17 protein-coding genes are annotated in these 22,465 nt (G+C 61.7%); 9 read left to right on the forward strand and 8 right to left on the reverse strand.

What is annotated here, in order from left to right; genetic code table 11:
* Positions 1–49: 49 nt before the first annotated feature.
* Together BVK86_RS07110 and BVK86_RS07115 are read right to left on the reverse strand one after the other, a co-directional pair.
* Positions 50–1,150: an SCO family protein gene (locus BVK86_RS07110; protein WP_075945759.1), complete on the reverse strand. Its 1,101-nt coding sequence runs from the start codon at positions 1,148–1,150 to the stop codon at positions 50–52.
* Positions 1,151–1,334: 184 nt separating this feature from the next.
* Complete coding sequence (locus BVK86_RS07115; protein ID WP_075945760.1) at positions 1,335–2,783, reverse strand: ATP-binding protein; 1,449 nt, start codon at positions 2,781–2,783, stop codon at positions 1,335–1,337.
* 292 nt (positions 2,784–3,075) lie between these two features.
* Here BVK86_RS07115 and BVK86_RS07120 point away from each other — a divergent pair, with 292 nt between their 5' ends.
* From BVK86_RS07120 to BVK86_RS07135, 4 genes are all read left to right on the forward strand, one after another.
* Positions 3,076–4,422 (forward strand): hypothetical protein, encoded by a 1,347-nt coding sequence (locus tag BVK86_RS07120; RefSeq protein WP_075945761.1) that lies wholly within the window; start codon positions 3,076–3,078, stop codon positions 4,420–4,422.
* Between the two features lie 35 nt (positions 4,423–4,457).
* Positions 4,458–6,707, forward strand: coding sequence for an Ig-like domain-containing protein (locus BVK86_RS07125; RefSeq protein ID WP_075945762.1), 2,250 nt, complete (start codon positions 4,458–4,460; stop codon positions 6,705–6,707).
* A 61-nt stretch (positions 6,708–6,768) separates the two neighbouring features.
* Positions 6,769–7,230 carry a curlin gene (locus BVK86_RS07130; RefSeq protein ID WP_075945763.1) on the forward strand — a complete coding sequence of 154 codons (462 nt, stop codon included), beginning with the start codon at positions 6,769–6,771 and terminating at the stop codon, positions 7,228–7,230.
* 26 nt (positions 7,231–7,256) lie between these two features.
* Entirely contained in the window at positions 7,257–8,705 is a 1,449-nt protein-coding gene (locus BVK86_RS07135) for a curlin (protein WP_075945764.1), read from the forward strand.
* Positions 8,706–8,770: 65 nt separating this feature from the next.
* Here the strand turns inward: BVK86_RS07135 and BVK86_RS07140 are convergent, their stop codons facing one another.
* Complete coding sequence (locus BVK86_RS07140) at positions 8,771–9,697, reverse strand: LysR family transcriptional regulator (protein ID WP_075945765.1); 927 nt, start codon at positions 9,695–9,697, stop codon at positions 8,771–8,773.
* A gap of 162 nt (positions 9,698–9,859) precedes the next feature.
* Between BVK86_RS07140 and BVK86_RS07145 the strand changes: the two genes are divergently transcribed.
* Positions 9,860–10,294, forward strand: a complete 435-nt coding sequence (locus BVK86_RS07145; protein ID WP_075945766.1) for a helix-turn-helix domain-containing protein — start codon at positions 9,860–9,862, stop codon at positions 10,292–10,294.
* Between the two features lie 105 nt (positions 10,295–10,399).
* Here BVK86_RS07145 and BVK86_RS07150 read toward each other — a convergent pair whose 3' ends face one another.
* Positions 10,400–11,842, reverse strand: coding sequence for a catalase (locus BVK86_RS07150; RefSeq protein WP_075945767.1), 1,443 nt, complete (start codon positions 11,840–11,842; stop codon positions 10,400–10,402).
* A gap of 286 nt (positions 11,843–12,128) precedes the next feature.
* Here BVK86_RS07150 and BVK86_RS07155 point away from each other — a divergent pair, with 286 nt between their 5' ends.
* The gene (locus BVK86_RS07155) at positions 12,129–14,933 is read left to right on the forward strand and encodes an ATP-binding protein (protein ID WP_075945768.1); all 2,805 of its coding nucleotides are present in this window, start codon (positions 12,129–12,131) and stop codon (positions 14,931–14,933) included.
* On the opposite strand, the gene BVK86_RS07160 is transcribed toward BVK86_RS07155, so the two are convergent.
* Together BVK86_RS07160 and BVK86_RS07165 are read right to left on the reverse strand one after the other, a co-directional pair.
* Positions 14,910–16,379, reverse strand: a complete 1,470-nt coding sequence (locus BVK86_RS07160; protein WP_075945769.1) for an ATP-binding protein — start codon at positions 16,377–16,379, stop codon at positions 14,910–14,912. The genes BVK86_RS07155 and BVK86_RS07160 overlap by 24 nt on opposite strands.
* 156 nt (positions 16,380–16,535) lie before the next feature.
* Positions 16,536–17,486 carry a GlxA family transcriptional regulator gene (locus tag BVK86_RS07165; protein ID WP_075945770.1) on the reverse strand — a complete coding sequence of 317 codons (951 nt, stop codon included), beginning with the start codon at positions 17,484–17,486 and terminating at the stop codon, positions 16,536–16,538.
* Between the two features lie 248 nt (positions 17,487–17,734).
* On the opposite strand from BVK86_RS07165, the gene BVK86_RS07170 reads away from it, so the two are divergent.
* Complete coding sequence (locus BVK86_RS07170) at positions 17,735–18,457, forward strand: pirin family protein (RefSeq protein ID WP_075945771.1); 723 nt, start codon at positions 17,735–17,737, stop codon at positions 18,455–18,457.
* 40 nt (positions 18,458–18,497) lie between these two features.
* Here BVK86_RS07170 and BVK86_RS07175 read toward each other — a convergent pair whose 3' ends face one another.
* Positions 18,498–19,373 carry a LysR family transcriptional regulator gene (locus tag BVK86_RS07175; protein ID WP_075945772.1) on the reverse strand — a complete coding sequence of 292 codons (876 nt, stop codon included), beginning with the start codon at positions 19,371–19,373 and terminating at the stop codon, positions 18,498–18,500.
* Positions 19,374–19,485: 112 nt separating this feature from the next.
* On the opposite strand from BVK86_RS07175, the gene BVK86_RS07180 reads away from it, so the two are divergent.
* Both BVK86_RS07180 and BVK86_RS07185 read left to right on the forward strand, forming a co-directional pair.
* Positions 19,486–20,697 carry a YbfB/YjiJ family MFS transporter gene (locus BVK86_RS07180; protein ID WP_075945773.1) on the forward strand — a complete coding sequence of 404 codons (1,212 nt, stop codon included), beginning with the start codon at positions 19,486–19,488 and terminating at the stop codon, positions 20,695–20,697.
* A 32-nt stretch (positions 20,698–20,729) separates the two neighbouring features.
* Positions 20,730–21,731 carry an NAD(P)H-quinone oxidoreductase gene (locus tag BVK86_RS07185; protein ID WP_075945774.1) on the forward strand — a complete coding sequence of 334 codons (1,002 nt, stop codon included), beginning with the start codon at positions 20,730–20,732 and terminating at the stop codon, positions 21,729–21,731.
* Here BVK86_RS07185 and deoC read toward each other — a convergent pair.
* The gene (gene deoC / locus BVK86_RS07190) at positions 21,725–22,408 is read right to left on the reverse strand and encodes a deoxyribose-phosphate aldolase (protein ID WP_075945775.1); all 684 of its coding nucleotides are present in this window, start codon (positions 22,406–22,408) and stop codon (positions 21,725–21,727) included. The two genes, BVK86_RS07185 and deoC, sit on opposite strands and share 7 nt — an antisense overlap.
* Between the last annotated feature and the right edge of the window lie 57 nt (positions 22,409–22,465).

A 22,465-nucleotide genomic window follows, 5' to 3' on the forward strand; every position in this document is an offset into this window, starting at 1 on the left:
GTGTAGGTGGCATTGATCGCAATGCCTGAGCAATGAAGTTATTTAGCCACTATTGCAGCGTAGCCTTGGCGGGGCCGGCGCTAGCGTGCTGGTGTTCGGGCTCATCATTGCCAGCAGCCAACGCGCTGGTCGGCGGATGTTGGCGATCGGTTTGCGCTTGTAAAAACTCGATGATCGACTGCGCGGCATGTTCATCCATGCGCAGGTTGGGCATCGGGATCTTGTCGAAGCGTTCGAACAACTCCAAGGCAATCGGGTCCTTCTGCGCGAGCATGCGGTCCGGTTCGCGGATCCAGCGACTCAACCAGGCAGGATCGCGCTGCCGGGTCACGCCGATCAGGTCCGGGCCGATGCTGCGCAGGCCGATGCCCTGGCCGTCCTGCGGCCCCAGGCTATGGCAGGACGCACAACGGGTGCGGAACAATTCCTCGCCATTGCTCGGCGCACGGATCGCGGGAGCGTTGGCATAACTGTGTTCAACGCTCGGTTGCTTCCAGTTCTGCAACGTATTGGCCAACTGATCGGCGAGAATCCACGGATTCTCGAACGGCGACGCTTTCATCCAGCGTCCCGTGGACTGGTTACCGACAATCAGGCTCAGGTTGTGGTCCTTGCTGCGGCCGTTGTCCACGCCCTCGATGAACAGCCCGAGTTTCTGCCGCAGCTCGGTGACATCGGCGAATTCGCCGGTGAGAAACCGCCAGCCCGACCCGACCTGAAAACGTTGCGCATAAGCCTTGAGCACCGCAGGCGTATCGCTCAAGGGGTCAATGCTGATGGAGTAGAAAAAAACGTCCTTGCCGACCCGATCGCCGAGCAACGTCTGAACCTGGCGCAGCCGTGCAGTTTCCAGCGGACAGGAGTCGCTGCACGAAGTGAAGATGAAATTGATCACCACCACTTTGCCCTTGATCAAGTCATCAAAAAAACGCACCTGGCGACCGTCCTGGTCGGTCAGCAAGGTGTTGGGGAAATAGTCCGCACCCCACGGGGTGGCGGTATCGGCGACGGCGGTGTCTTTCGCCGGTACGGGTGTCGGTGGCACCGGCTTGGCGACCAGCAACTGGCTGGCCAGTAAACACACCGACAATACCAGCACCAGGTGCATGCCCAAGGCACGTGAGCGAGTCGAAACCAGGTTTTTGACCATCACCAACCGCCTCGGATACGGGAAGGGGTGATGGGAGGTTTGCAAGGAGCTCGCCATCTTTGTAACTGTTTTATACAAAAACACTAACAGCTGACAAAACAATGGTTTATCAATATCAATGCGCCACGACTGGAAAAACGACTGGGGAATGTCACCCGCTAATGGGGAAAGTCGTTCCCCATCTTCAAGGGATTATCTTGAACACCAATCGCACGCGCGTGCCCTCGCCTTCACGGCTATCGAGCGCCACCGAGCCGCCAAAGCGCTCCATGATCCGCTTGACCAGCACCAGCCCGACACCGAGCCCGCCCTGCTTGGTGGTGAAGAACGGTCGGAAGGCCATGCGCCGTTGTTCTTCGGTCATGCCTTTGCCGGTGTCGCTGACCGTCACACACACGCCGCGGGAATCGCTGGGATCGAGCGTGATTGTCAACGTACCGCCAGCTTCCATGGCCTCCAGCGCATTGGCCAGCAAGCTGTTGAGAATCTGCGTCAGCTGCACGTACTGACTCAAGACCATCGGCGTTTCCTTGGGGGTGAACACCACCGTGACCCGGTTCCTGGCGATCTGCTGCTCGAACGCCTTGAGGCTGTCGTGCAGCACAGCGACCAGATCGACCGGTTCGGCTTCGTCGTTGAGCGGCCGCAGGGATTGCAGCAATTCCCGGACCCACTTCGACATGCGGTCGACCTGACCGATGATGTCGTTGATGTTTTTGTGCGCCGCACCACTGTCGAACTCCAGCGCCAGCTCGGCGCTTGAGCGAATGGTCGCCAACGGATTGCGCAGGCTGTGGGCCACCGCCGAAGACATCTCGCCCAACGCCACGAACGTTTCGTTGGTAATCAGTTGCTTCTGTTGCGTCGCCAGCAAAATCGCCGCACGCCGCACGATCCAGTACAGCCCCAGGTAAATCAGCCCGCCGCCCAACGCCGTCGCCAACCAGATCAACACCAGCCCGCGCTCCATGCGATTGATCAGGTCCTTGGGCTCCTTGTAGATCTCGACCATCGCCGTAACGTTGTTGCCCTCGACATCGAACAGCGGAATGTAGTTTTCGATGAAGATGTATTCCGGCGGCGTGATGAACTTCTGTTCCAGGCGGGCATGGTCGACGTCGTGGTAACTGGCCGATACCGGCGCCTTCAAGGCGAAGGCCTTATCCAGGTCTTCATCGACATGAATGGTGGTGCCCATCAGGGCCGGGTTGGTCGACCAGATAATCATTCGGTCGGGGGCGTAAACATTGGCCAGGATGACATCGGGCAAATGTTCGATGTGATCGAGAAATTCCCCCCGGGCGTTGGCCCGGGCCATCGGGTCGACATCGGGGAAGTCGCGGTCTTTGCGCGGGTCGAGCAATTCGCCCATGGTCCGCACGTTGGGGATCGACACATGGCGCACCTCGGCCGTGGCAATCGCCGTAAGGAACTGCGAGGTCAATAACGCATCGCGCTGCACGCTTTCGGTAATCACGAATTTGGAGGACACCGAGCCCAACGCCACCGCCACCGTACCGATCACCGCCATGCTGATCAGCGAAAACCAGCGCAGCAGGTTGAACGGCTGTTTGCGCGTGCTCAAGTGTAAGTCGGCCTTGTCGGTGGCCAGGGGTTTGGCAAGCGTGGTCATTGGATGTTGTTCCCGGAAAAGCCCTATAGGGTTTATAGCCCAATGCTGGCAGTTTGCCCGGCGGCTGGGGCTTTCCCCCTCCCCGGTTCCCCCACCTTTCCCGTTGCCCAATCTCCCCCAATGCTGGGGAAAGAGGCCCGTTCCCGAAATCGGGGAAGTGCCATCACTTGTTGAGCACATACCTTTGTTCCGGGCCTCTCACGGGCATTTTTACCGGTTGGCATGGGAGTTGCCGAAGACCTCTCAACTGACCCACATCCAAGGGGCAGGTACTCTGATAGAGGGAATACACATGCACCCTTTACTGTCCAAAACCGCGCTCGCACTGGCTGTGGCCGCTCTGGCCCAAGGCGCTGCCCAGGCAGCGTTGTTTGCTGTAGATCCCGGTCCCTATCTGCCAGCCACCGGCGGGTTCGCTGCCTGGTATCAGGACACCCACGGCCGAACCCTCGACCTGTGCTTATCAAAAGCTGTCAGTTCCAGGGTTCCAGGCGCACCCGGCGCGCCGAGCTACATGTGCGTCCTGAATCCGGCTCCCGGCGTTTTCGACGACACACAACCCATCGTTTTCCCAAGCAACTTTCCCGATGAAACGTTCTGGTTCACTGGCGACGGCGCCATCGTCGACGCCGCCCGTGGCATCGACCTGACCTACGTTAGCGCTGTTGAAGCCGCCTTCGCCGCGGAAGAAGTGAAAGAAGGCGACCAGGTCAGTTTTGGCCGAATCCGCATTCGGGTCGATGTGCCCACTGCCGGCGTCTACACCATCACTCACCCTTACGGCGTAGACATATTTGACGTTCCCGCCGCTGGAACCCGCGCCATCAACATGACCCGGGACATCGGTATCGGCTCGCCGCAAGCCTACGACGGCGCGCTCAGAAGCGACATCGGTCCATTCCTGCGCAGCGTCAACGGCCCCTACACCGAGACCAATCCGGTCACCGGTGCCGCCGAACAATTCATTGGCGATCCGAACCTCGCCGAAGCTTTCACCGGCAGCCCGTTCAACACCAATTTCATTCGCATCGAAGGCCCCAACGGACTGGATTTGCGCACGACGGTAATGACCATTTCCGGCAAGCTGTCGACCGTAGTCAGACCTACGCCGATCATTGCCGAGCGCAGCACCTACTCGCGCAAAGCCGGCGCCAGTGCACCAGTGGCGCAACAGGACGTCTTCGTGATGGCCCCGCCGCCGCCGGCCACCGTGACGCTGGACAGCAACAGCCCGGTGTTGAACCTCACCGAGGCTGACACCACAGGCCACTGGTACGCGCAATCCGCCACCAACCCGACGCTGCCGAGCACCCTTGCGGTCACCGCCGACAACCACCTGGCCATCCCCACCAGCACGCCAACCTCCATCTCCATGCCGTTGACCGACCTTGTGGTGATCTCGCAGGCCCAGTACAGCCTGAGCAGCGGGCAGATCACTGTCGTGGCCTCGACCAGCGATGAAACCTCGCCGCCGGTCCTCACCGTCACCACCGATACCGGGGTCGCCATCGGCGCCCTCAGCGGCGATGGCGCGGTGAAATCGCTGTCGACCGGCATCTCGCCGATTCCACCGGCCAAGGTTCGAGTGACGTCATCCAATGGCGGCAGCGATACCGAAGAAGTGGTCGTCGTGCAATGAACGCACATATGCCCAGATCCTCATCAGGAGGCATCATGAACAAATTGCCACGCCTGGCGCTCAACGCCCTGGGACTGACTCTATCGTTGTCCGGCAGTGCATTCGCGCAACTCGCTGCCGTCGACCCTGGCCCCTACACCTATGCCACGGGGAAATTTCCCATGTGGTATCAGGACAACAATTCACTGTCGCTGGAATTGTGCCAGTCGCGGGCGACGAGCTCGCGCTCACCCGGCGCTCCTGGCGCACCAGCCTATATGTGCATCCTGAATCCGGAACCCGGGGTGTATGACGACACCCTGCCGATGGTATTCCCGGATAACTGGCCACCGGAAACCTTCTGGTACCTCGCCGAAACCACTATCGCCGATGTCGGCGGCTATGGCGTTGATGCGTATGTGGCCGGGATCGAAGCGGCCTTCGCGGCGGAAAACCCGGTCGACGGTGACCAGGCAAGCTTCGCGCGGATTCGTCTGCGGGTGAACGTACCGGTTGCAGGCACCTACACCATCACTCACCCGTATGGCGTGGAAACAGTCAACGTCACGACTCCGGGTCGTCGGGCGATCAACATCACCCGCGACATCGGCATCGGCGCGCCGGGCAATTTCGCCGGCGCGCTCAATGGTGAAGTCGGCCCCTTCCTGCGCAGTGTCAACGGCCCTTACACCGAAGTGAACCCCGACACCGGTGCCATCGAAACATTCATTGGCGATCCGAACCTCACCGAAGCGGTCACCGGCAGCCCCAACAACACCAACTTCCTGCGTATCCAGGGCCCGCCCGGGACCATCCAGACCACGCTCTTCACCGTGTCCGGCAAAGTCCTCGACAGCCGCGCGCAAACGCCTGCGCAAATCAACCGCGCAACTTACCGTCGCGTCGCTACAGGTCCGGGCACCAGCAGTACCCGAGTAGAAGTGTTCGGCAAATCGGCGAACACCTCGAGCCTGTGTTTCCGCGAAACCGTGGCCCTGGTTCCCGGACCACCGCAGACGCCATGCCTGACCAGCATGCTCGGCGACAACACCGGCCAGTTCTTCGGCCAGCGTCTGACCGGCAGCAGCGTACCGTCGGTGGTGGTGCTCACCGCGTCCGACCCGACGAGTACCACCCGGCCGACAGCCGTCTCGAGCAAAGTCTCTGACGTGGTGAAAGTGCAAACCGCTCGCTACAGCTGGAGCAACCAAAGCCTGCTGATCGAAGCCTCCTCGTCCGACGAAGTGGTCGTGCCGGACATGGTTGCCCAGGGCTTCGGACGGCTGACCAAATCCGGCACCCTGCAACGCCTGACCGTCGCTGACCTGCCTCAACCGCCAGCCACCGTGACGATCAAATCGGCCTCGGGCGGTAGTGATACGGAACCAGTCGTGGTGGTCGGCACCGCGCCGGACACCGGTGAAAACCAGGCGCCGGTCGCAGTCGCCGACAGTGGCAGCACAAGCTTCGGGTTGCCGATAACCCTCAGTCTGCTGACCAACGACAGCGACCCGGACGGCGACACACCGTTGAGCATCACGGCGCTGACCCAACCCGCCGATGGCCAGGGCTCCGTGGCATTGAGCGGTACCACGGCCGTCGTCTACACCCCGCCAGCCGTGGTCAATGCACCGCTGACCACGACCTTCACCTACAAGGCGCAAGACGTCAAAGGCCTGGCCTCGAACACTGCAGCGACCGTGACCATCACCGTGGCGCCTAACCAGCCTCCGGTGGCCGTCGCCGACAGCATTGCGACCCTGGGTGTGTCGATTCCAATCAACGTGCTGGCCAACGACACCGATCCGGAAGGCAACGTGCCGCTCGCAATCGCCAGTTTCACTCAACCCCCTGCGAATCGCGGCTCGGTGACCAGCAACGGCACCACCCTGACCTATAACCCACCGGCCACGGTCACCACGGCGTTCACCACGACCTTCACCTACATCGCCCGGGATAGCTTCGGCGCCCTGGCGACGTCACCGGCAACGGTCACGGTGCAAGTCTCGCCAAGACCTGCTGCGGAAAGCTTCGCGGTCACGGCGGCCACGGTGACAGCCCGCTCCAACAACCGCTTCAACTGGGACTTCACGGGGACCTCATCGGTGACCACCGGCAACACAATCACCGTCCAGGTGACCACGCCGAACGGGCTGGTAACGCTCGGTAGTACCACGGTGCCGCTGACCGGACGCTGGAGGCTGACCGTGAGCAACAGCACAACGGTGATTCCGTCGGCGAACCCGACAGCCACCATCACTTCGTCCCAAGGCACCGTGCGTACAGTCAACGTCAACGTGCAGTAAACGCTCGCCCCACCGGCCGACCCGGCTGGTGGGGCAAGCCCTCAACCAAAGGACCACGTCCATGAATACGCCGACCGCCACCCTGCTCTGCCTGCTTCTGCTTTGCAGCAGTGCCGGCGTGCGCGGCGACGACTTGATGGAGAACGACGACCTGGCACCCGGTGCCGATCTCGGCGAGCTGCCACCCCCTGTGGGCCAGCAAGCCTTGATCGACCAGAACGGTCAGGCCAACGTCGCGCTGTTGCAACAGAACGGTCAGTCGCTACTCGGCCAGATCGTGCAGTCAGGCAGTAATCAGGAAGCTTTCATCCTGCAACATGGCAGCGACCTGATGGCCTTGATCAACCAGCAAGGTTCCGGCAACGCCGCGTCGATTACCCAGACCGGCAGCCACAATCGTGCGCAGATTTCCCAGAACGGCAACAACAACGACGCCAACATCGTCCAGGCCGGCACGGGGCAGCAAAGCGCTGTGACCCAGGCAGGCAATGGCATGAGCGTATCGGTCATTCAATATCGCTAAGCACTGCACCACTTGGAGGTTTCATCATGTTCAAACTGACGCCCCTCACTGCCGCCATCCTGGTCATTGTCAGTGCCCAGGCAATGGCCGATGACAGCGTGTCCACGCAAAACCAGTTCGGTACCGCCAACATCGCCGATGTGAAACAGAGCAGTGCTCCGCTCAGTACCGCCACCCAACAGCAACTCGGCCAGGGCAACGACGCGGCTGCCGTGCAAGACACGGCCACCAGTGTCATTACCCAGACCCAGACCGGTGACTACAACGCTGGTTATGCCGAGCAACTGTTCGAGGACAACAGCTCCATCACCCAGACCCAGACCGGCAGCTTCAACGTCGCCCACGCCAGCCAGTCGATTGGTGTTGGCAATGGCGAAGCCCTTCAGCAACAGGAAGGGACCGGTAACTTCTCGTTCGTCTATCAGGACAGCCAGGAAAACACGTCCGGGCAAACCTACCAGTTCGGCGACGGCAACGAAGCCAACATCGAGCAGATACAACCGGGCATGGCCAACAATGCGGTGATCATCCAGTACGGCACCACCAACTACGCGACCGCCGAACAGATCGGCCACATGAACGGCCAGATCAACATCAACCAGGCCGGCAGCACCAACTACGCCTATGGTGATCAGCGCTATGGTGAAGGTGGCAACCTGACCATCAATCAGAACGGCGACGGCAACGGCACCGAAGTCTGGCAGGACACCCAGGTCAACGCCCAGGCCACCATCAACCAATACGGCGGTGCCAACGAAACCATCGTCGATCAGAGCTTCGGCCAGGACAACGTCGCCACCGTGCTGCAAGTCGGCGACCTCAACGCCATCTACGCCGACCAGTTCGAGTCGCTCGGCTCCACCGTCGCGCTGTATCAACAGGGCACCGGCAACGTGCACTTCACCTACCAGACCGGCGACAGCCATGTGCTCAATGCCACGTCGGTGGGTAACGACAACAAGGTCTACGCCAGCAACTGGAAAGGCCCGCAATCGGGCGGCCAGTTCGGCAGCAACCAGCGCGCTACCGTCAACCAGGCCGGCACCGGCAACATCGCCAACTTCACCCAGGACGGCATCGGCCACATCATGACCACCAACCAGACCGGGACCGGTAACAAAACCACGGTCAGCCAGGCCAACTCGTACAACGAGCTGTACTTCGACCAGAACGGCAGCGACAACATCCTGATCTCCGATCAGCGCGGCGTCGCCAACCTGGCCCAGGGCAGCACCTCCGGCAGCGGCAACAGCACCGAGTTCAACCAGGACGGTCTCGGCAACCAGGCCTACACCGCTCAGCTGTACGGCGACGACAACATGATCACCATCAAACAGGCTGACACCATGAACGTGGCGTACGTCACCCAGGGCGGCACCGGCAACATCGCCAGTGTCGACCAGAGTGGCATGACTCAAACCGCCAACGTGCAGCAGTTTGGTTCGGCCAACCAGGCAACCGTGTTGCAACAATAATCGCGCAGCGTAAAAAACCGCGGCCCTCGGGGGAGGGTCGCGGTTTTTTTATCGGGCGGGGATATTCAGGCGTGTTCCGGGATGTCCAGTGACACCGACATGAACTGGCTGATGCGCGAACGCAGCCAGCGTTCCGCCGGGTCGTTGTCGTGCACCCCGCTCCAGGCCATCGACAACTGTGCCGCTTCGATCTCGAACGGTGGGTCCTCGGCGCGCAAGCCGCAGCCTTCGACCAGCGCACAGGCTGCGTAATCCGGCACCGTGGCAATCATTTCGGTGCCCGCGAGCAATGCCCGCAACCCACTGAACTGCGGCACACCGAGCACCACTTTGCGGCAGCGTCCGACCTTGGCCAGGTCCAGATCGATATTGCCGCTCAGGTCACCGGAAAACGACACCATCGCATGGGGCCGCGCGCAGTACTCGTCCAGCGTTAACGGGCCGGGCCGGTCGTCTCCGCGCAGCACCTTGCAAGGAATATCACGCAATTTCTTGCGCTTGGCATTGGCCGGCAGTTCGGTGGTGTAACTGACCCCGACGGAAATTTCCCCGGACGCCAGCAACGCCGGCATCAACAGATAGTTGGCGCGCCGCACCACCACGACGATACCCGGCGCCTCTTCCTGCAACTGGCGCAACAACGGTGGAAACAGGCCGAACTCGGCATCGTCCGAGAGCCCGATGCGGAACACATCGCAACTGGTCGTCGGGTCGAACTCCTTGGCCCGGCTGACCGCTCCGGAAATCACATCCATCGCTGGCTGCAATTCCTTGAGAATCGCCAGCGCCCGCCCCGTCGGCTCCATGCCGCGTCCATTGCGCAACAGCAACGGATCGTCGAACAGATCGCGCAGCCGACCGAGCGCCGCACTCACCGCGGGTTGGCCCATGAACAGCTTCTCTGCAACGCGAGTCAGGTTCTTCTCGAACATCAGCGCTTCGAAAATCACCAACAGGTTCATGTCGACGCGGCGCAGATCGTTTCGGTTCATGGACACGGGTTCCTTGTGAGTGAGTTCAGTCAGGTGCGAGTGTGCCGATTGTCTCTGACTTTGCACAAGATTTCCCATTGCTCAGAAGGAATTAACAACGTTTAACTCGCAAGCCAGAGCCCCTGGATCAAAGAATGAAGCCTACTGACACGGACATTCACCATGGCTCACTTCCAGCAAACCGCCGCCCGCGCGACTGTCACTGAGGCGCCAAAGAAAAACGCCGGCGGCCTCAGCCCCCAGCGCGAACGGTTGGTGAAACAACTGATTCTCGAACGCCTCGGTGAACCCCTTGAGGTCACCGAACTGGCCCAGGCCTGTGCCTTGTCACGCAGCCATTTCTCCCGTGCCTTCAAAACCAGCACCGGCTGCTCGCCTCAAGAGTGGATTCGCCGGCAACGCCTCGCCCGCGCCAAGCTGCTGATCCAGCACACCGACCTGAGCCTGACGCAAATCAGCCTGGAGTGCGGGTTCTGTGATCAGGCGCACTTCTGCCACATGTTCACCCGCAGCGAGGGCATCAATCCGTTTGCCTGGCGTTGCAAGGTCATGCGGGACATAAAAACCGCGTGTGGGAGCGTAATGCTGTTCAGTTAGGACGAAACTGTACCTGTGGGAGCGAGCCTGCTCGCGAAGGCGGCCGGGCCGGCGACATCCATGCTGGAAGTGCCAGCCCTATCGCGAGCAGGCTCGCGCCTTGCTTCAGCCCAACGGCACCAACCTCTCCAGCGCGTCAGCCACCCCACGCCCATAAGCCGGATCAGCCTTCGTGCAGTTATCGATATGCCGCTGGCGAATCAACTGCGGAACACCGTTCATGGCCCGTGCGGTGTTTTCGAACAACAGCTGCTGACGCGCCGGGTCCATCAGGCGGAACAGATTGCCCGGCTGCTCGTAGTGATCCTCCTCGAGCCGATGATCATAGTGCTGGGCAAAGCCTTCCAGCGGCAGCGGCGGCTCTGACAACTCCTTGGAATCCTCCCACTCACCGACGCTGTTCGGGAAATAACTGGCCGTGCCCCCCAGGTTGCCGTCGGTGCGCATGGCGCCGTCGCGGTGGTAACTGTGGTGCGGGCAGCGCGGTGCATTGACCGGGATGTGATTGAAGTTCACCCCCAGGCGATAGCGCTGGGCATCACCATAGGAAAACAGCCGCGCCTGCAGCATGCGGTCCGGCGAGAAGCTGACGCCCGGCACCACGTTGGCCGGTGAGAACGCCGCCTGTTCAATTTCGGCAAAATGGTTCTCGGCGTTGCGGTTGAGCTCCATGGTGCCGACCTCGATCAACGGAAACTCGCCGTGTGGCCAGACCTTGGTCAGGTCGAACGGGTTGTGCCGATAGTGGATGGCCTGCTCCTCTTCCATGACCTGAATGCATAGCTTCCAGCGCGGGAAATGGCCCTGCTCGATGCTCTCGTACAAATCCCGCAGATTGCTTTCCCGGTCCTGGCCGACCACCACGGCGGCCTCGGCATCGGACAGGTTTTCGATGCCTTGCTGGCAGACGAAGTGAAACTTCACCCACACCCGCTGGTTGTCGCGGTCGATCAGGCTGAAGGTGTGGCTGCCGAAGCCATGCATGTGGCGGAAACTGGTGGGAATGCCGCGATCGCTCATGACGATCGTCACCTGGTGCAACGCCTCGGGCAGCAGCGTCCAGAAATCCCAGTTGCTGGTGGCATTGCGCAGGCCGGTGCGCGGGTCACGCTTGACCACATGATTGAGGTCGGAAAAACGCAGCGGATCGCGGAAGAAAAACACCGGGGTGTTGTTGCCGACGATGTCCCAATTGCCTTCGTCGGTGTAGAACTTCACGGCGAAACCACGGATGTCACGCTCGGCATCCGCGGCGCCGCGTTCACCGGCCACCGAGGAAAAACGCACGAACAGCGGGGTCTGCTTGCCCACTGAGCTGAAGATGTTCGCTTTTGTGTAACGAGTGATGTCATTGGTCACGGTAAAGGTGCCATAGGCACCCGCACCCTTGGCGTGCATACGGCGTTCCGGGATGACTTCACGGTCGAAGTGAGCGAGTTTTTCCAGCAACCAGATGTCTTGCAGGAGCGCCGGGCCGCGTGGCCCGGCGGTCTGGATATTGAGGTTATCGGCTACCGGGGCGCCGGTGGCGTTGGTCAGCTTTTTCATGAATGGATTCTCAATGGACTGCGGCTCATCAGGAGCGAAAACCGACGCTGATCGACGCCCGCGTCGGGGTGTATCACCCCCGTGGGTAACGCCGTCGGCGTACTGGGGCAGAGATTCAGCGTAGAACCTTTCCACGATCTTGCTGGCGCAATGCCCGACTGCGCGCGAACGCAGCAGTCGGGACAGGCACCGCACAGTCATCCCGAAAGCACCTTGCGTGGATCGAAAAACCTGAGGAACATGCTCGAAAACCGCGAACTGGAAGGATGCAGGCAGGAGTGTGTTGTTGACCCTTTCCCATGAGCGGGCCGTGCTTTTCGGCCCCTACAGAATCTACCCCGGACAACGCCTGGTGATGGAGGCTGACCAGCCACTGCGCCTGGGCCGAAGGGCCATGGACATTTTGCTGATCCTGCTGGAGCACGCTGGGAACGTGGTCAGCAAGCAGCAACTGATCGCCGAAGTCTGGCCTAACAGCGTGGTCGAAGAAATCAACCTGCGCGTGCACATGGCGGCCCTGCGCAAAGCCCTCGGCGACGGTCAGGCCGGGCAGCGCTACATCATTACCGTCGCCCAGCGCGGTTACAGTTTTGTCGCGCCTTACTCGCTGGAGCAGGTCGAGCACCCTCCGGCCCGCCCTCCCAAGGCAACGAACGGTCACAACCTGCCCTTGCGTCGCACCCGCCTGATCGGTCGCCAGGCGCTGGTCGATAACCTGGTGGCGCAACTGCCGCGACAGCGCTTCATCACCCTGATCGGCCCCGGCGGCATCGGCAAAACCACCGTAGCGCTGCGCGTCGCCGAACAATTGATCGGCCGCTACCGCGACGGCATTCGTCTGCTCGACCTCGCCCCTGTCAACGACCCGTTGCTGATCCCCGGCCATTTGGCCGCGCTGCTTGACCTGTCCCTGCACGACAGCGAACCGATGAGCGACCTCGCCACCTACCTGCGCGATCGGCAGATGCTGCTGGTGATCGACAACTGCGAACACCTGATCGACAGCGTCGCGCAGCTCTGTGAAAGCCTGCTGCGCGGGGCGCCGCATTTACACATCCTGACCACCAGCCGCGAGAGCCTGCGGGCCGAGGGCGAATTCGTCCAGCGCCTGGAGTCCCTGGACTGCCCTCCTCCCGTTGCCGAGCGGGACCGCGCCCAGGCACTGAGCTTTTCTGCATTACAGCTGTTCGTCGAACGCGCCATGGCCAGCCATGACAGCTTCGAACTGAGCGATGCCGAGTTGCCACTGGCGATCGACATCTGCCGGCGCCTCGACGGCATTCCTCTGGCCCTGGAACTGGCGGCGGCACAAGTCGCCAGCCTTGGCCTCGACGGTTTGCTCACACAACTGCAAGACAGTTTTCGTCTGCTCACCCACAGCGGCCAGTCGGCGCTCGCCCGGCACCAGACGCTGCACGCCACGCTGGACTGGAGCTTTGAACTGCTCAACACCTGCGAACAAACCTGCTTGCGCCGATTGGGCGTGTTCCGTGGCGGCTTTACCCTGGCGTCGGCAGCGGCGGTGATCGTCGGCGAGCAGATCGCGCCGCGCGAGGTGTTCGGCTCGATCACGCAACTGGTGGCCAAATCCCTGCTGAGCGTGGACGTCGGGGACGAAGAGGTGTTCTACCGCCTGCTCGACACCACGCGCAGCTATGCGCTGGAAAAACTCGAACAGGCCCGCGAGTTGCCCGACACTCGGGAGCGCCATGCAAAGCGCTGCCTGGCGCTGATGCAACAAGCGCAGACCGATTGGGAGCACATTCCGACAGCGCTGTGGATCGAGCGCTATGCCCGGGGCCTTGAAGACATCCGCGCGGCACTCGATTGGGGCCTCAATGCCCGGGGACCCGAGGCGCTGGCGATTCGCCTGGCCGCGGCGTCCACGCCTCTCTGGCAGGAACTGTCGCTGCTCAAGGAACACGGCGGTTACGTGCGCAAGGCCCTGGCCTTGCTGGATGCATCAGCAGAGCCCTGCCTGCCACTGAAAATGTCCCTGAAACTGGCGCTGGGCAGCGCCTGTTATCACGCCCAGGGTGGCAGCGCTGAAACCATTGGCGCCTTCGTCACCGCCCGAACCCTGGCCAGACAGTGTCAGGACGTGGTCGGAGAGTTGCGCGCCATCTCCGGTCATCTGGCAGTCAATCTCAGTTGTGGCAACTATCAAATGGCCCTGGAACAGAGTCAGCAATTTGATCGGCTGGGGCTGGACGGTGATCCGCTGCTGTCGCTGAGCATGCATCGTTTGCGGGTGCTGGCCCTGCACTTCGCCGGGGATCAGCACCGGGCCCGGGTGTATGCCGAGGAAGTGCTCCAGCGCATGGCCCACAGCGGCCATCTCAACCGTTTCACCCATGGCTTTGGCGTGCAATACGACCAGAGCGTTGCCGCCCTGACCATCCTCGCGCGCACCCTCTGGTTGCAGGGGCAACCGGAACAGGCCTGGCGCACGGCGCGGCAAGCACTGGATATTGCGTTGCAGATCAACCATGGCACCTCGATCTGCTACACCCTGGCCCTCTCCGGCTGCCTGATCGCCCATTACAACGGCAACACCCGCACCGCCCGTGAGTTGCTGCGGCTGCTGCTGGAACAGGCGCAAAAGCATTCGGTGCAACTGTTCTACACCTGGGCGCAACACTATGCGCACGTGATCGACTGCGCAGAGGCGCCACCCCTGCCCCGTGCGGCGGTCGGACTGATCAAGGAAATCATGGTCACCCTGGACACCGCGTTCGTCGATAACGATTTGCTGCAACGCGCCGACAGCGGTGCCGCGGGCTGGAGCACGGCGGAGATTCTGCGCGCTCGCGCCGATGCGCTGCTGGCAGCCGATTGCCCGGTGAAAAACTGCACCGCCGAAACCGTGCTGATCAAGGCCATCAACGTGGCGAAATCCCAGGGCGCTTTGGCCTGGGAGCTGCGCAGCGCCAGTTCGCTGGCACGGCTTTGGCAGCGCCAGGGCCGCTACCGGCAAGCCCACACGTTACTGACGCCGATCTACCAGCGTTTCACCGAAGGTCATGCCACGCCCGACTTGAAGGCCGCGCAGCACTTGCTCGACGAGCTACAGGGCCATCTGCCGATCTGAGGACCGCGCGTGATCAATGTGACCGGCATAGCGCATTTCGAACGTGCGCAATGCACCGCTGGCTTCGAGTTTTTCCAGGGCATAGCTGCGGGTGGTATTGAGGAAGCGATAGCGACTGATGCCATTGGCTGTTTCCTGTGACAACAGCGACTTGAGCACCAGGCCTTCCAGCGCGAGGGTCAGGCTCGCCGGTTGTAGCGTGGCGCAACTGACCACGCCCTTGGCCGCTTGCAGGGTGAACGCTGTTTTGAACACCGACACACGCTGCAACGCGGTTTGCTCCTGAGGACTCAGCCGCTCGTAACTCCAGTCGAGGGCAGCCTTGAGGGTCTGGTGCCGGGGCACGGCGGTGCGACGTCCCTGGGTCAGCAGTTGAAAACAGTTGTCCAGTTGCGCCCGCACGCCCACCAGCGCCAGCGCATCGATCTGCGCGGCCGCCAACTCAATTGCCAGGGGCAAGCCATCGAGCCGCCGACAGATTTCCCGCACCGCCTTGAGATCCTGTTCACGCAGGGCAAAACCCTGCTGGCGTGCCCGGGCACGGCTGACAAACAATTGCACCGCCGAATAACCCATGCACTCCTCGACACTGCTGAGCGCCGATGTCGGTGGCACCACCAGCGGCGGCAACGGCAGCAGCGTTTCCCCTGGGGCCAACAGCGGTTCGCGACTGGTAGCCAGCAGCGACAGGCACGGCGCCGAAAACAGCAGTGCTTCGATCAGGGTCCGGCAACTGTCCTGCAAGTGTTCACAGTTATCGAGGATCAACAGCGCATGCCATGAACCCAGGGCTTCGAGGGGCGCGCCCGTGTCCAGGCCAAGGGTGCGCGCCAGATGATCCACCACCTGCGCCGGATCGTCGATCATCGCCAGATCCACCAGCCACACACCATCGCGATAGTGCTGCAACAGCAGTTCGGCGGCTCGCAACGCCACGGTGGTCTTGCCGATACCACAGGGCCCGACCAAGGTCATGAAGCGCCGCGACGGCAGCAGGCGCACCAGATTGCCAACCACCGCATCACGCCCGGTGACCGGCGTCAATCGCGCAGGTAAATTGTGCCGGGGTTGACAGGGGGTCTCGATCGGCAGCGGTATTGGCTGCGATGCGAGCTGCACCGGGGCAACAAAACTGTAGCCGCGCTGGGGCACGGTGACGATGTAGCAGTCACCGTTCTGCCCGTCGCTAAAGGCCCGGCGCAGTGCGGCAATGTGTACGCGCAGGTTGATGTCCTCGACGATCGAGCGCGGCCAGACTTGAGCGATCAAGGCTGCCTTGCTGACCACCGAGCCCGCGTGCTCGACCAGTACTTGCAGGATATCCAGGGCCCGACCGCCCAAACGCAGAGGCTGGTCACCGCGCAGGACCAGTCGCTGATTGAGGTGGAACGCGTAGGGGCCGAAGCGCAGTACCGTTTCACCGTGAAAATCTCTATGGCTGTTCATGCTTCTCCCACAGGAACCTGCACGACACGTGGGTCCATCCAGGCTCCGTACCGTCCATGCAAAGAGTTTAACGGTATCTTGGCAGACCCCGGCGACGGTACAACCGCCACGGGAGGAGCGTCACGGCCATAACGGTGCGCACAACGGCCAAGGAGGCTAGCTAAATTGCTCGCGGTACTGGGTCGGGGTCAAGCCAAGTTTTTCACCGAACAGAAAACGCATGTGCCGCACGCTGCCGAAGCCACTTTTGAAAGCCACGGTCTTGAGCGGCAACTCCGTGGTTTCCAGCAGATTCCTCGCGCAATCGATGCGTGCACTTTGCAGAAACTCCATGGGCGTCATGTTCACTTCCCGGGCAAACACCCTGGCGAAGTGACGCGCACTCATGGTCGCCAGACTGGCCATGCGTTCGATGTTGAAGGCTTCGTCGAGGTGTTCGAGTACGTGATTCTGCACGCGGGTGATCGCCGTTTCGTTGGGCGCCACCGCCGCCATCAGCGGGCTGAACTGCGCCTGGCCCCCCTGGCGTTTCATCACCACCAGCAACACCTTGGCCACATCCTGGGCAACTTTTTTACCATGGTCCCGAGCGACCACCGACAGCGCCAGATCGATGCCGGCGGTGACGCCGCCGGAGGTGATCAGGTTGCGGTCCTGAATGAAGATCTGATCGGTTTCGACGGTGGCCGAGGGGAATGCCTTGATCAGGCGTTCGGTGTAATGCCAATGCGTGGTCACGCGATACCCGTCGAGCAGCCCCGCATGCCCGAGCACAAACGCCCCGGTGCAGATCGAGCCGTAACCGGCCGACCGGCCAACGTTGTGCCTGAGCCAGTCGAGCAACGGCGGATGTTTTTCGTTGTAGGCACCGGGGCCACCGGGCACCAGCAGCAAGTCATAGCCGTCGCAGGCCTGATCGATAAACAGGTCGGCGTGCACGCTTACACCGTTGGATGCACGCAATGCGCCCGGCTCGGTGCCGATGGTCGTCAGCATGTAGTGATCGTCGGGTTTGAGATAACGATTGGCGATGGAGAACACCTCCATGGGGCCTGCCATGTCGAGCAGGAGGAAGTCGGGGAACAGCACCATTGCCACGGTTTTCATGGGTTAGAGATCACAGTCATTGAACGAAAGGCTTAGCGAACGCAGTTCACTGTGGGAGCAAGCTCACTCCCACAGGTTTTGATGCCGTTCATTATGGCCGTATCTGATGCAATCGGCGATTGAATCCACTCATTACTGTCAACCCAAGCGAGACAGTATTTCAATTTTCATCTACTTATTGCATCGACGGGTAACCATTAACCTTCTTCTCACCCGGACGAATCAACGTCCCCGCAGGAGAATCCATCATGCTGACCCTTCGCAAAGCTTCTGATCGTGGCATGGCCAACCATGGCTGGTTGAAGTCGTTCCACACCTTTTCCTTCGCCAACTACCGCAACCCGAAAGAACAGGGTTTTTCCGACCTGCTGGTGATCAACGATGACCGCGTCGCCGCCGGCAAAGGGTTCGGCCAGCACCCGCATCGCGACATGGAGATTTTTTCCTATGTGCTCGAAGGCGCGCTGGAACACAAGGACACCCTGGGCACCGGTTCGGTGATTCGCCCCGGTGACGTGCAACTGATGAGCGCCGGCAGCGGCGTGGCCCACAGTGAATACAACCATTCGGACACCCGGCCCGTGCACTTTCTGCAAATCTGGATCGTGCCGCAGGTCAGTGGCGCCAAACCGCGCTACCAGCAAGAGCACTTCAGCACGCAGAAAAAACGCGGTCGCCTGCAATTGATCATCTCGCCCGACGGCGCCAAGGGTTCGCTGAAGGTGCGCCAGGATGCGCGGGTGTATGCCGCCCTGATCGACGGCAAGGAAAGCGCCACCCTGGAACTGGCCGCCGACCGCTATGCCTACGTGCATGTGGCACGCGGCAGTGTCGAACTCAACGGCATGCCGTTGCAGGAAGGCGACGGCGTGCGGGTTCGCAAAGAACAGGTGCTGACCTTGAACAACGGCGTGGATGCCGAAGTACTGGTGTTCGACCTGCGCCCGCAGGAACTGCCTGAAATGCCGTAACCGAAGAGATCGCAGCCTCGCTCCCCGAGGCTGCGATCTTTTATTCACCCGTCCCGGCAAACCCCGCAACAATCTCGTCAATCACCACCCGCACCCTGGCGGTATGCCGCAAATCGGCGTGGGTCACCAGCCAGATGTCATACGGCACCGGATTCGTCCGCTGCGGCCAGAGCCTGACCAGCCCGTCCAACTCACCCATGTGGATGGGAACCTCCCCTATTCCGATCCCCGCGGCAATGGACCGCCGCACCAGCAGGCTGGAACTCAGACTCGAGACGATGCGCCCACGCCCAATCGGCTCGCCGACCAGCACCATGTCCTTGCCGCTTTGCAGATACGGTTGATACACCGCCAGATCATGCCCGTCGAACGCCGTCCCGGGTTCCGGGATCCCATGCGCCTCGACGTAGGCGTGCGAAGCAAACAATCCCAACGGCCAACGGGCAATCCGCCGGGCGATCAGGTCCGGGTTGTCCGGTCGGGTATTGCGCACCGCGATATCGGCCTCACGCTTGGCCAGGCTGAGTATTTGCGTCGAGGCATCCAGTTGCACCCGCACGTCCGGGTGTCGCTGATGCAATCGAGCAATGGCCGGGATCAAAAAATCGATGGCCAGGGTGTCGGTGGTGGTCACCCGCACCGTGCCGGTCAGCCGATCATCCAGCCCCTGTATACGCCGCTCCAGCTCCAGCGCCGAATGCTCCATTTTCTCCACGGCCTTCAACGCCGCTTCACCGACAGCCGTCAACGCGTACCCCTCGGAGGTACGCAGGAACAGCGTCGCGCTCAAGGACTTTTCCAGCGCGGTGATGCGCCGCCCGACCGTCGCCTGATCGACCCCCAGCACCCGTGCCGCGCCCCTGAGCGTCGACTCGCGACAAACCGCCAGAAACACCCGTGCGTCATCCCAATTCATAGGGCTCTCCAGTGATGCATATTTGCATCACAATAGCGCGAATTCGCTGCGTTAATGCAACGCAAGTTGTGGATAAGCTGGGGGCCATTGGAAATCCTGCAGGAGAGCTCTCATGCTCAACGCCTCCACCCCTCCCCGCCAAGGCTTCTGGCTGCCGATCTTTGCCGGCCTGTGCGCCAGTCTGGTCAGTATTGGCCTGGCGCGTTTTGCCTACACGCCGCTCATCCCTTCATTGATCCAGGCCCATTGGTTTTCCGCCAGCGACGTGGTGTACCTCGGCGCCGCCAACTTGGTGGGCTACCTGCTCGGCGCGCTGACGGGTCGCCCGCTCGCCCGTGCTACATCGAACAAAACCGCGCTGCGATGGATGATGCTCGCGGTGACGATGTCGTTTTTCGCGTGCGCCTTTCCGCTCTCGGTCAGTTGGTTCTTCGGTTGGCGCTTGCTGTCCGGCATTGCCGGAGGAGCGATCATGGTGTTGGTCGCAGCCACCGTACTGCCCCACGTACCGGCCTCGCGCAAAGGCTTGGCCAGTGGCGCAATTTTTCTCGGCCTCGGGTTGGGCATTGCCGGCTCGGGGACCGTTGTTCCGCCTCTGCTGAGCCTGGGGTTACAGCAAACCTGGCTCGGCCTCGGTCTGTTGGCGCTGATTTTGACGGCGGCAAGCTGGTTCGGCTGGCCGTCGACTGCAGTACCTGAAGCAGCGGCGCCGCCGATCAAGGCCACCACCCCTCCCGGTGTGTATCTGCTGTTTGCCCAATACGCGTTCATGGCGACGGGCCTGGTGCCAGCGATGATGTTTCTGGTGGACTACGTGACTCGCGGGCTCGGCGCCGGGCAACACCTCGGGGCGCTGATTTGGGTGATGTATGGCATTGGCGCCATTATCGGCCCGGTCAGTTATGGTTTTTTGGCGGATCACCTCGGGGCCAAGCGAGGCATTCGTCTCGTGCTGGGGGTGCAGGCAATCGCGGTCGGCCTGTTGTCGATGTCCAGTTCATTCACCGCCCTGGCATTGCTCGCCGTGATCATCGGTTCCTTTCCGCCGGGCATTGTGCCCCTGGCATTGGCACGGGTTCATGAGCTGATCCCCGAGCACCGTCAGCAGCAGATCGCCTGGAGCCGCGCCACCGTTTCCTTTGCCACGTTCCAGGCAATCGCCGGGTTTGCTTATTCGGCATTGTTCAATGCCAGTGGCGGGCACCACGAGTTGATGTTCGTGATCGCGGCCGGGGCAATTGTTGTCGCGCTGTTGCTGGAACTGGCGATGCGCCTGCTGGCCCAACCCAATGAACATGCCTGCACCCGACCCACCACCGCATGAAAAATCACTCCCCATCCCCAAAGGTATCCAACATGTCTCTTCCCCAGACCATGACTCAGATTGAAATTGACGAGCCCGGTGCCCCCGAAGTCCTGCAACCACGTCAGGTGCCCGTGCCCACGGCAGGTGCCGGCGAAGTGCTGATACGCGTGCACGCCGCCGGGGTCAATCGCCCGGATGTGTTGCAACGTGCCGGCAAATACCCGATGAAACCCGGCATGAACCCGATCCCGGGGCTGGAAGTGGCGGGTGAAGTGGTCGCCGTCGGCGCCGGTGTCAGCGAATTCGTCATCGGCGACAAAGTCTGTGCGCTGACCAATGGCGGTGGCTACGCGCAGTATTGCGCAGTCCCGGCCAGCCAGACCCTGCCGATCCCCGCTGGCATGAACTGGGTACAGGCTGCGGCGATCCCGGAAACCTTCTTCACCGTATGGGCCAACCTGTTCGAAATGGGCGGCGCCCGCAAAGGCCAGCGCGCGCTGATTCACGGTGGTACCAGCGGCATCGGCACCACCGCGTTGATGCTCTGCCGCGAGTTCGGCATCGAGGCTTTCGCGACAGCGGGCAGCGCGGAAAAATGTGCGGTGATTGGCGAACTGGGGGCCGAAGCGATCAACTATCGCGAACAGGACTTCGCCCAGGTTATTGCCGATAAAACCGCGGGCCGCGGCGTCGATGTGATTCTCGACATCATGGGCGGGTCGTACCTGAACAGTAACGTCACGGCCCTGGCCCTCGAAGGCCGGCTGGTGATGCTCGGTTTCCTCGGCGGCGCGGTGGCCAATGAGATCGACCTGCTGGCGATCATGGCTAAACGCGCCATTGTCACCGGTTCGCTGCTGCGCTCGCGCACCCGCGAGGAAAAAGCCGCGATCGCGCAACAATTGCGCGAGCACGTTTGGCCAGTGTTGGCGGCCGGTCGTTGCCTGCCGATGATCGACCAGGTGTACCCGCTGACCGATGCATCGCTGGCCCATGCCCGAATGGAGGCCGGCGATCACATCGGCAAGATTGTCCTGAGCGTTGTTCAGTAACCGTCGCCCGCCGCCTGCGCGCCGCTGATGATGGCGATGCCAGAGCTGGTGCCCAGGCGTGTGGCACCCGCTTCGATCATCGCCAGCGCGGTCGGGTAGTCGCGCACCCCGCCCGAGGCCTTCACGCCCACCCCGGCGCCCACTGTGCGACGCATCAGCGCCACGTCGTCCACGGTGGCGCCGCTGCGGCTGAACCCGGTGGAGGTCTTGACGAACGCGACGTTCAGCTCACGGCAAATCTCGCAGGCCTTCACTTTTTCAGCGTCGTTGAGCAGACAGGTTTCGAGGATGACCTTCAGCGGTACGCTGCCACAGGCCTGTTTGACCCGCGCGATGTCGCTGTGAACCTGATCGAACATACCGTCCTTCAACCAACCGATGTTCAACACCATGTCGATCTCCCCCGCTCCGGCGGCAATTGCCCGCTCGGCCTCGAAGGCTTTGCTGTCGCTGAGCCCGGCCCCCAAGGGAAAGCCGACTACCGCAACCACTTTGACGTTTTGCCCGGCCAGGCACTGCGACGCATGGGGCACTTGCCCGGAGTTCACGCACACCGAATAGAAGCCGTGCTCTTGCGCCTCACGGCACAGGGTTGCGATTTGCTCGCGAGAAGCGTCGGGCGCCAGCAAGGTATGATCGATAAATTGCGCCAGTGCCTGAGGTTCGAGGTGTGCCATCGCAAAAACTCCTGTTTGTGTATTCAAATGCCCCTGCGCCACAATCGAGGATCAATC

It is taken from the genome of Pseudomonas reinekei (genome assembly GCF_001945365.1).
GTDB classification, from domain to species: domain Bacteria; phylum Pseudomonadota; class Gammaproteobacteria; order Pseudomonadales; family Pseudomonadaceae; genus Aquipseudomonas; species Aquipseudomonas reinekei.

Coding starts and splice junctions, on each gene's coding strand:
- deoC (WP_075945775.1), bottom strand. CDS start 22,408: ATGGCACACCTCGAACCTCAGGCACTGGCGCAATTTATCGATCATACC.
- BVK86_RS07170 (WP_075945771.1), top strand. CDS start 17,735: ATGCTGACCCTTCGCAAAGCTTCTGATCGTGGCATGGCCAACCATGGC.
- BVK86_RS07180 (WP_075945773.1), top strand. CDS start 19,486: ATGCTCAACGCCTCCACCCCTCCCCGCCAAGGCTTCTGGCTGCCGATC.
- BVK86_RS07115 (WP_075945760.1), bottom strand. CDS start 2,783: ATGACCACGCTTGCCAAACCCCTGGCCACCGACAAGGCCGACTTACAC.
- BVK86_RS07125 (WP_075945762.1), top strand. CDS start 4,458: ATGAACAAATTGCCACGCCTGGCGCTCAACGCCCTGGGACTGACTCTA.
- BVK86_RS07165 (WP_075945770.1), bottom strand. CDS start 17,486: ATGAAAACCGTGGCAATGGTGCTGTTCCCCGACTTCCTCCTGCTCGAC.
- BVK86_RS07175 (WP_075945772.1), bottom strand. CDS start 19,373: ATGAATTGGGATGACGCACGGGTGTTTCTGGCGGTTTGTCGCGAGTCG.
- BVK86_RS07150 (WP_075945767.1), bottom strand. CDS start 11,842: ATGAAAAAGCTGACCAACGCCACCGGCGCCCCGGTAGCCGATAACCTC.
- BVK86_RS07130 (WP_075945763.1), top strand. CDS start 6,769: ATGAATACGCCGACCGCCACCCTGCTCTGCCTGCTTCTGCTTTGCAGC.
- BVK86_RS07140 (WP_075945765.1), bottom strand. CDS start 9,697: ATGAACCGAAACGATCTGCGCCGCGTCGACATGAACCTGTTGGTGATT.
- BVK86_RS07145 (WP_075945766.1), top strand. CDS start 9,860: ATGGCTCACTTCCAGCAAACCGCCGCCCGCGCGACTGTCACTGAGGCG.
- BVK86_RS07120 (WP_075945761.1), top strand. CDS start 3,076: ATGCACCCTTTACTGTCCAAAACCGCGCTCGCACTGGCTGTGGCCGCT.
- BVK86_RS07185 (WP_075945774.1), top strand. CDS start 20,730: ATGTCTCTTCCCCAGACCATGACTCAGATTGAAATTGACGAGCCCGGT.
- BVK86_RS07110 (WP_075945759.1), bottom strand. CDS start 1,150: ATGGTCAAAAACCTGGTTTCGACTCGCTCACGTGCCTTGGGCATGCAC.
- BVK86_RS07160 (WP_075945769.1), bottom strand. CDS start 16,379: ATGAACAGCCATAGAGATTTTCACGGTGAAACGGTACTGCGCTTCGGC.
- BVK86_RS07135 (WP_075945764.1), top strand. CDS start 7,257: ATGTTCAAACTGACGCCCCTCACTGCCGCCATCCTGGTCATTGTCAGT.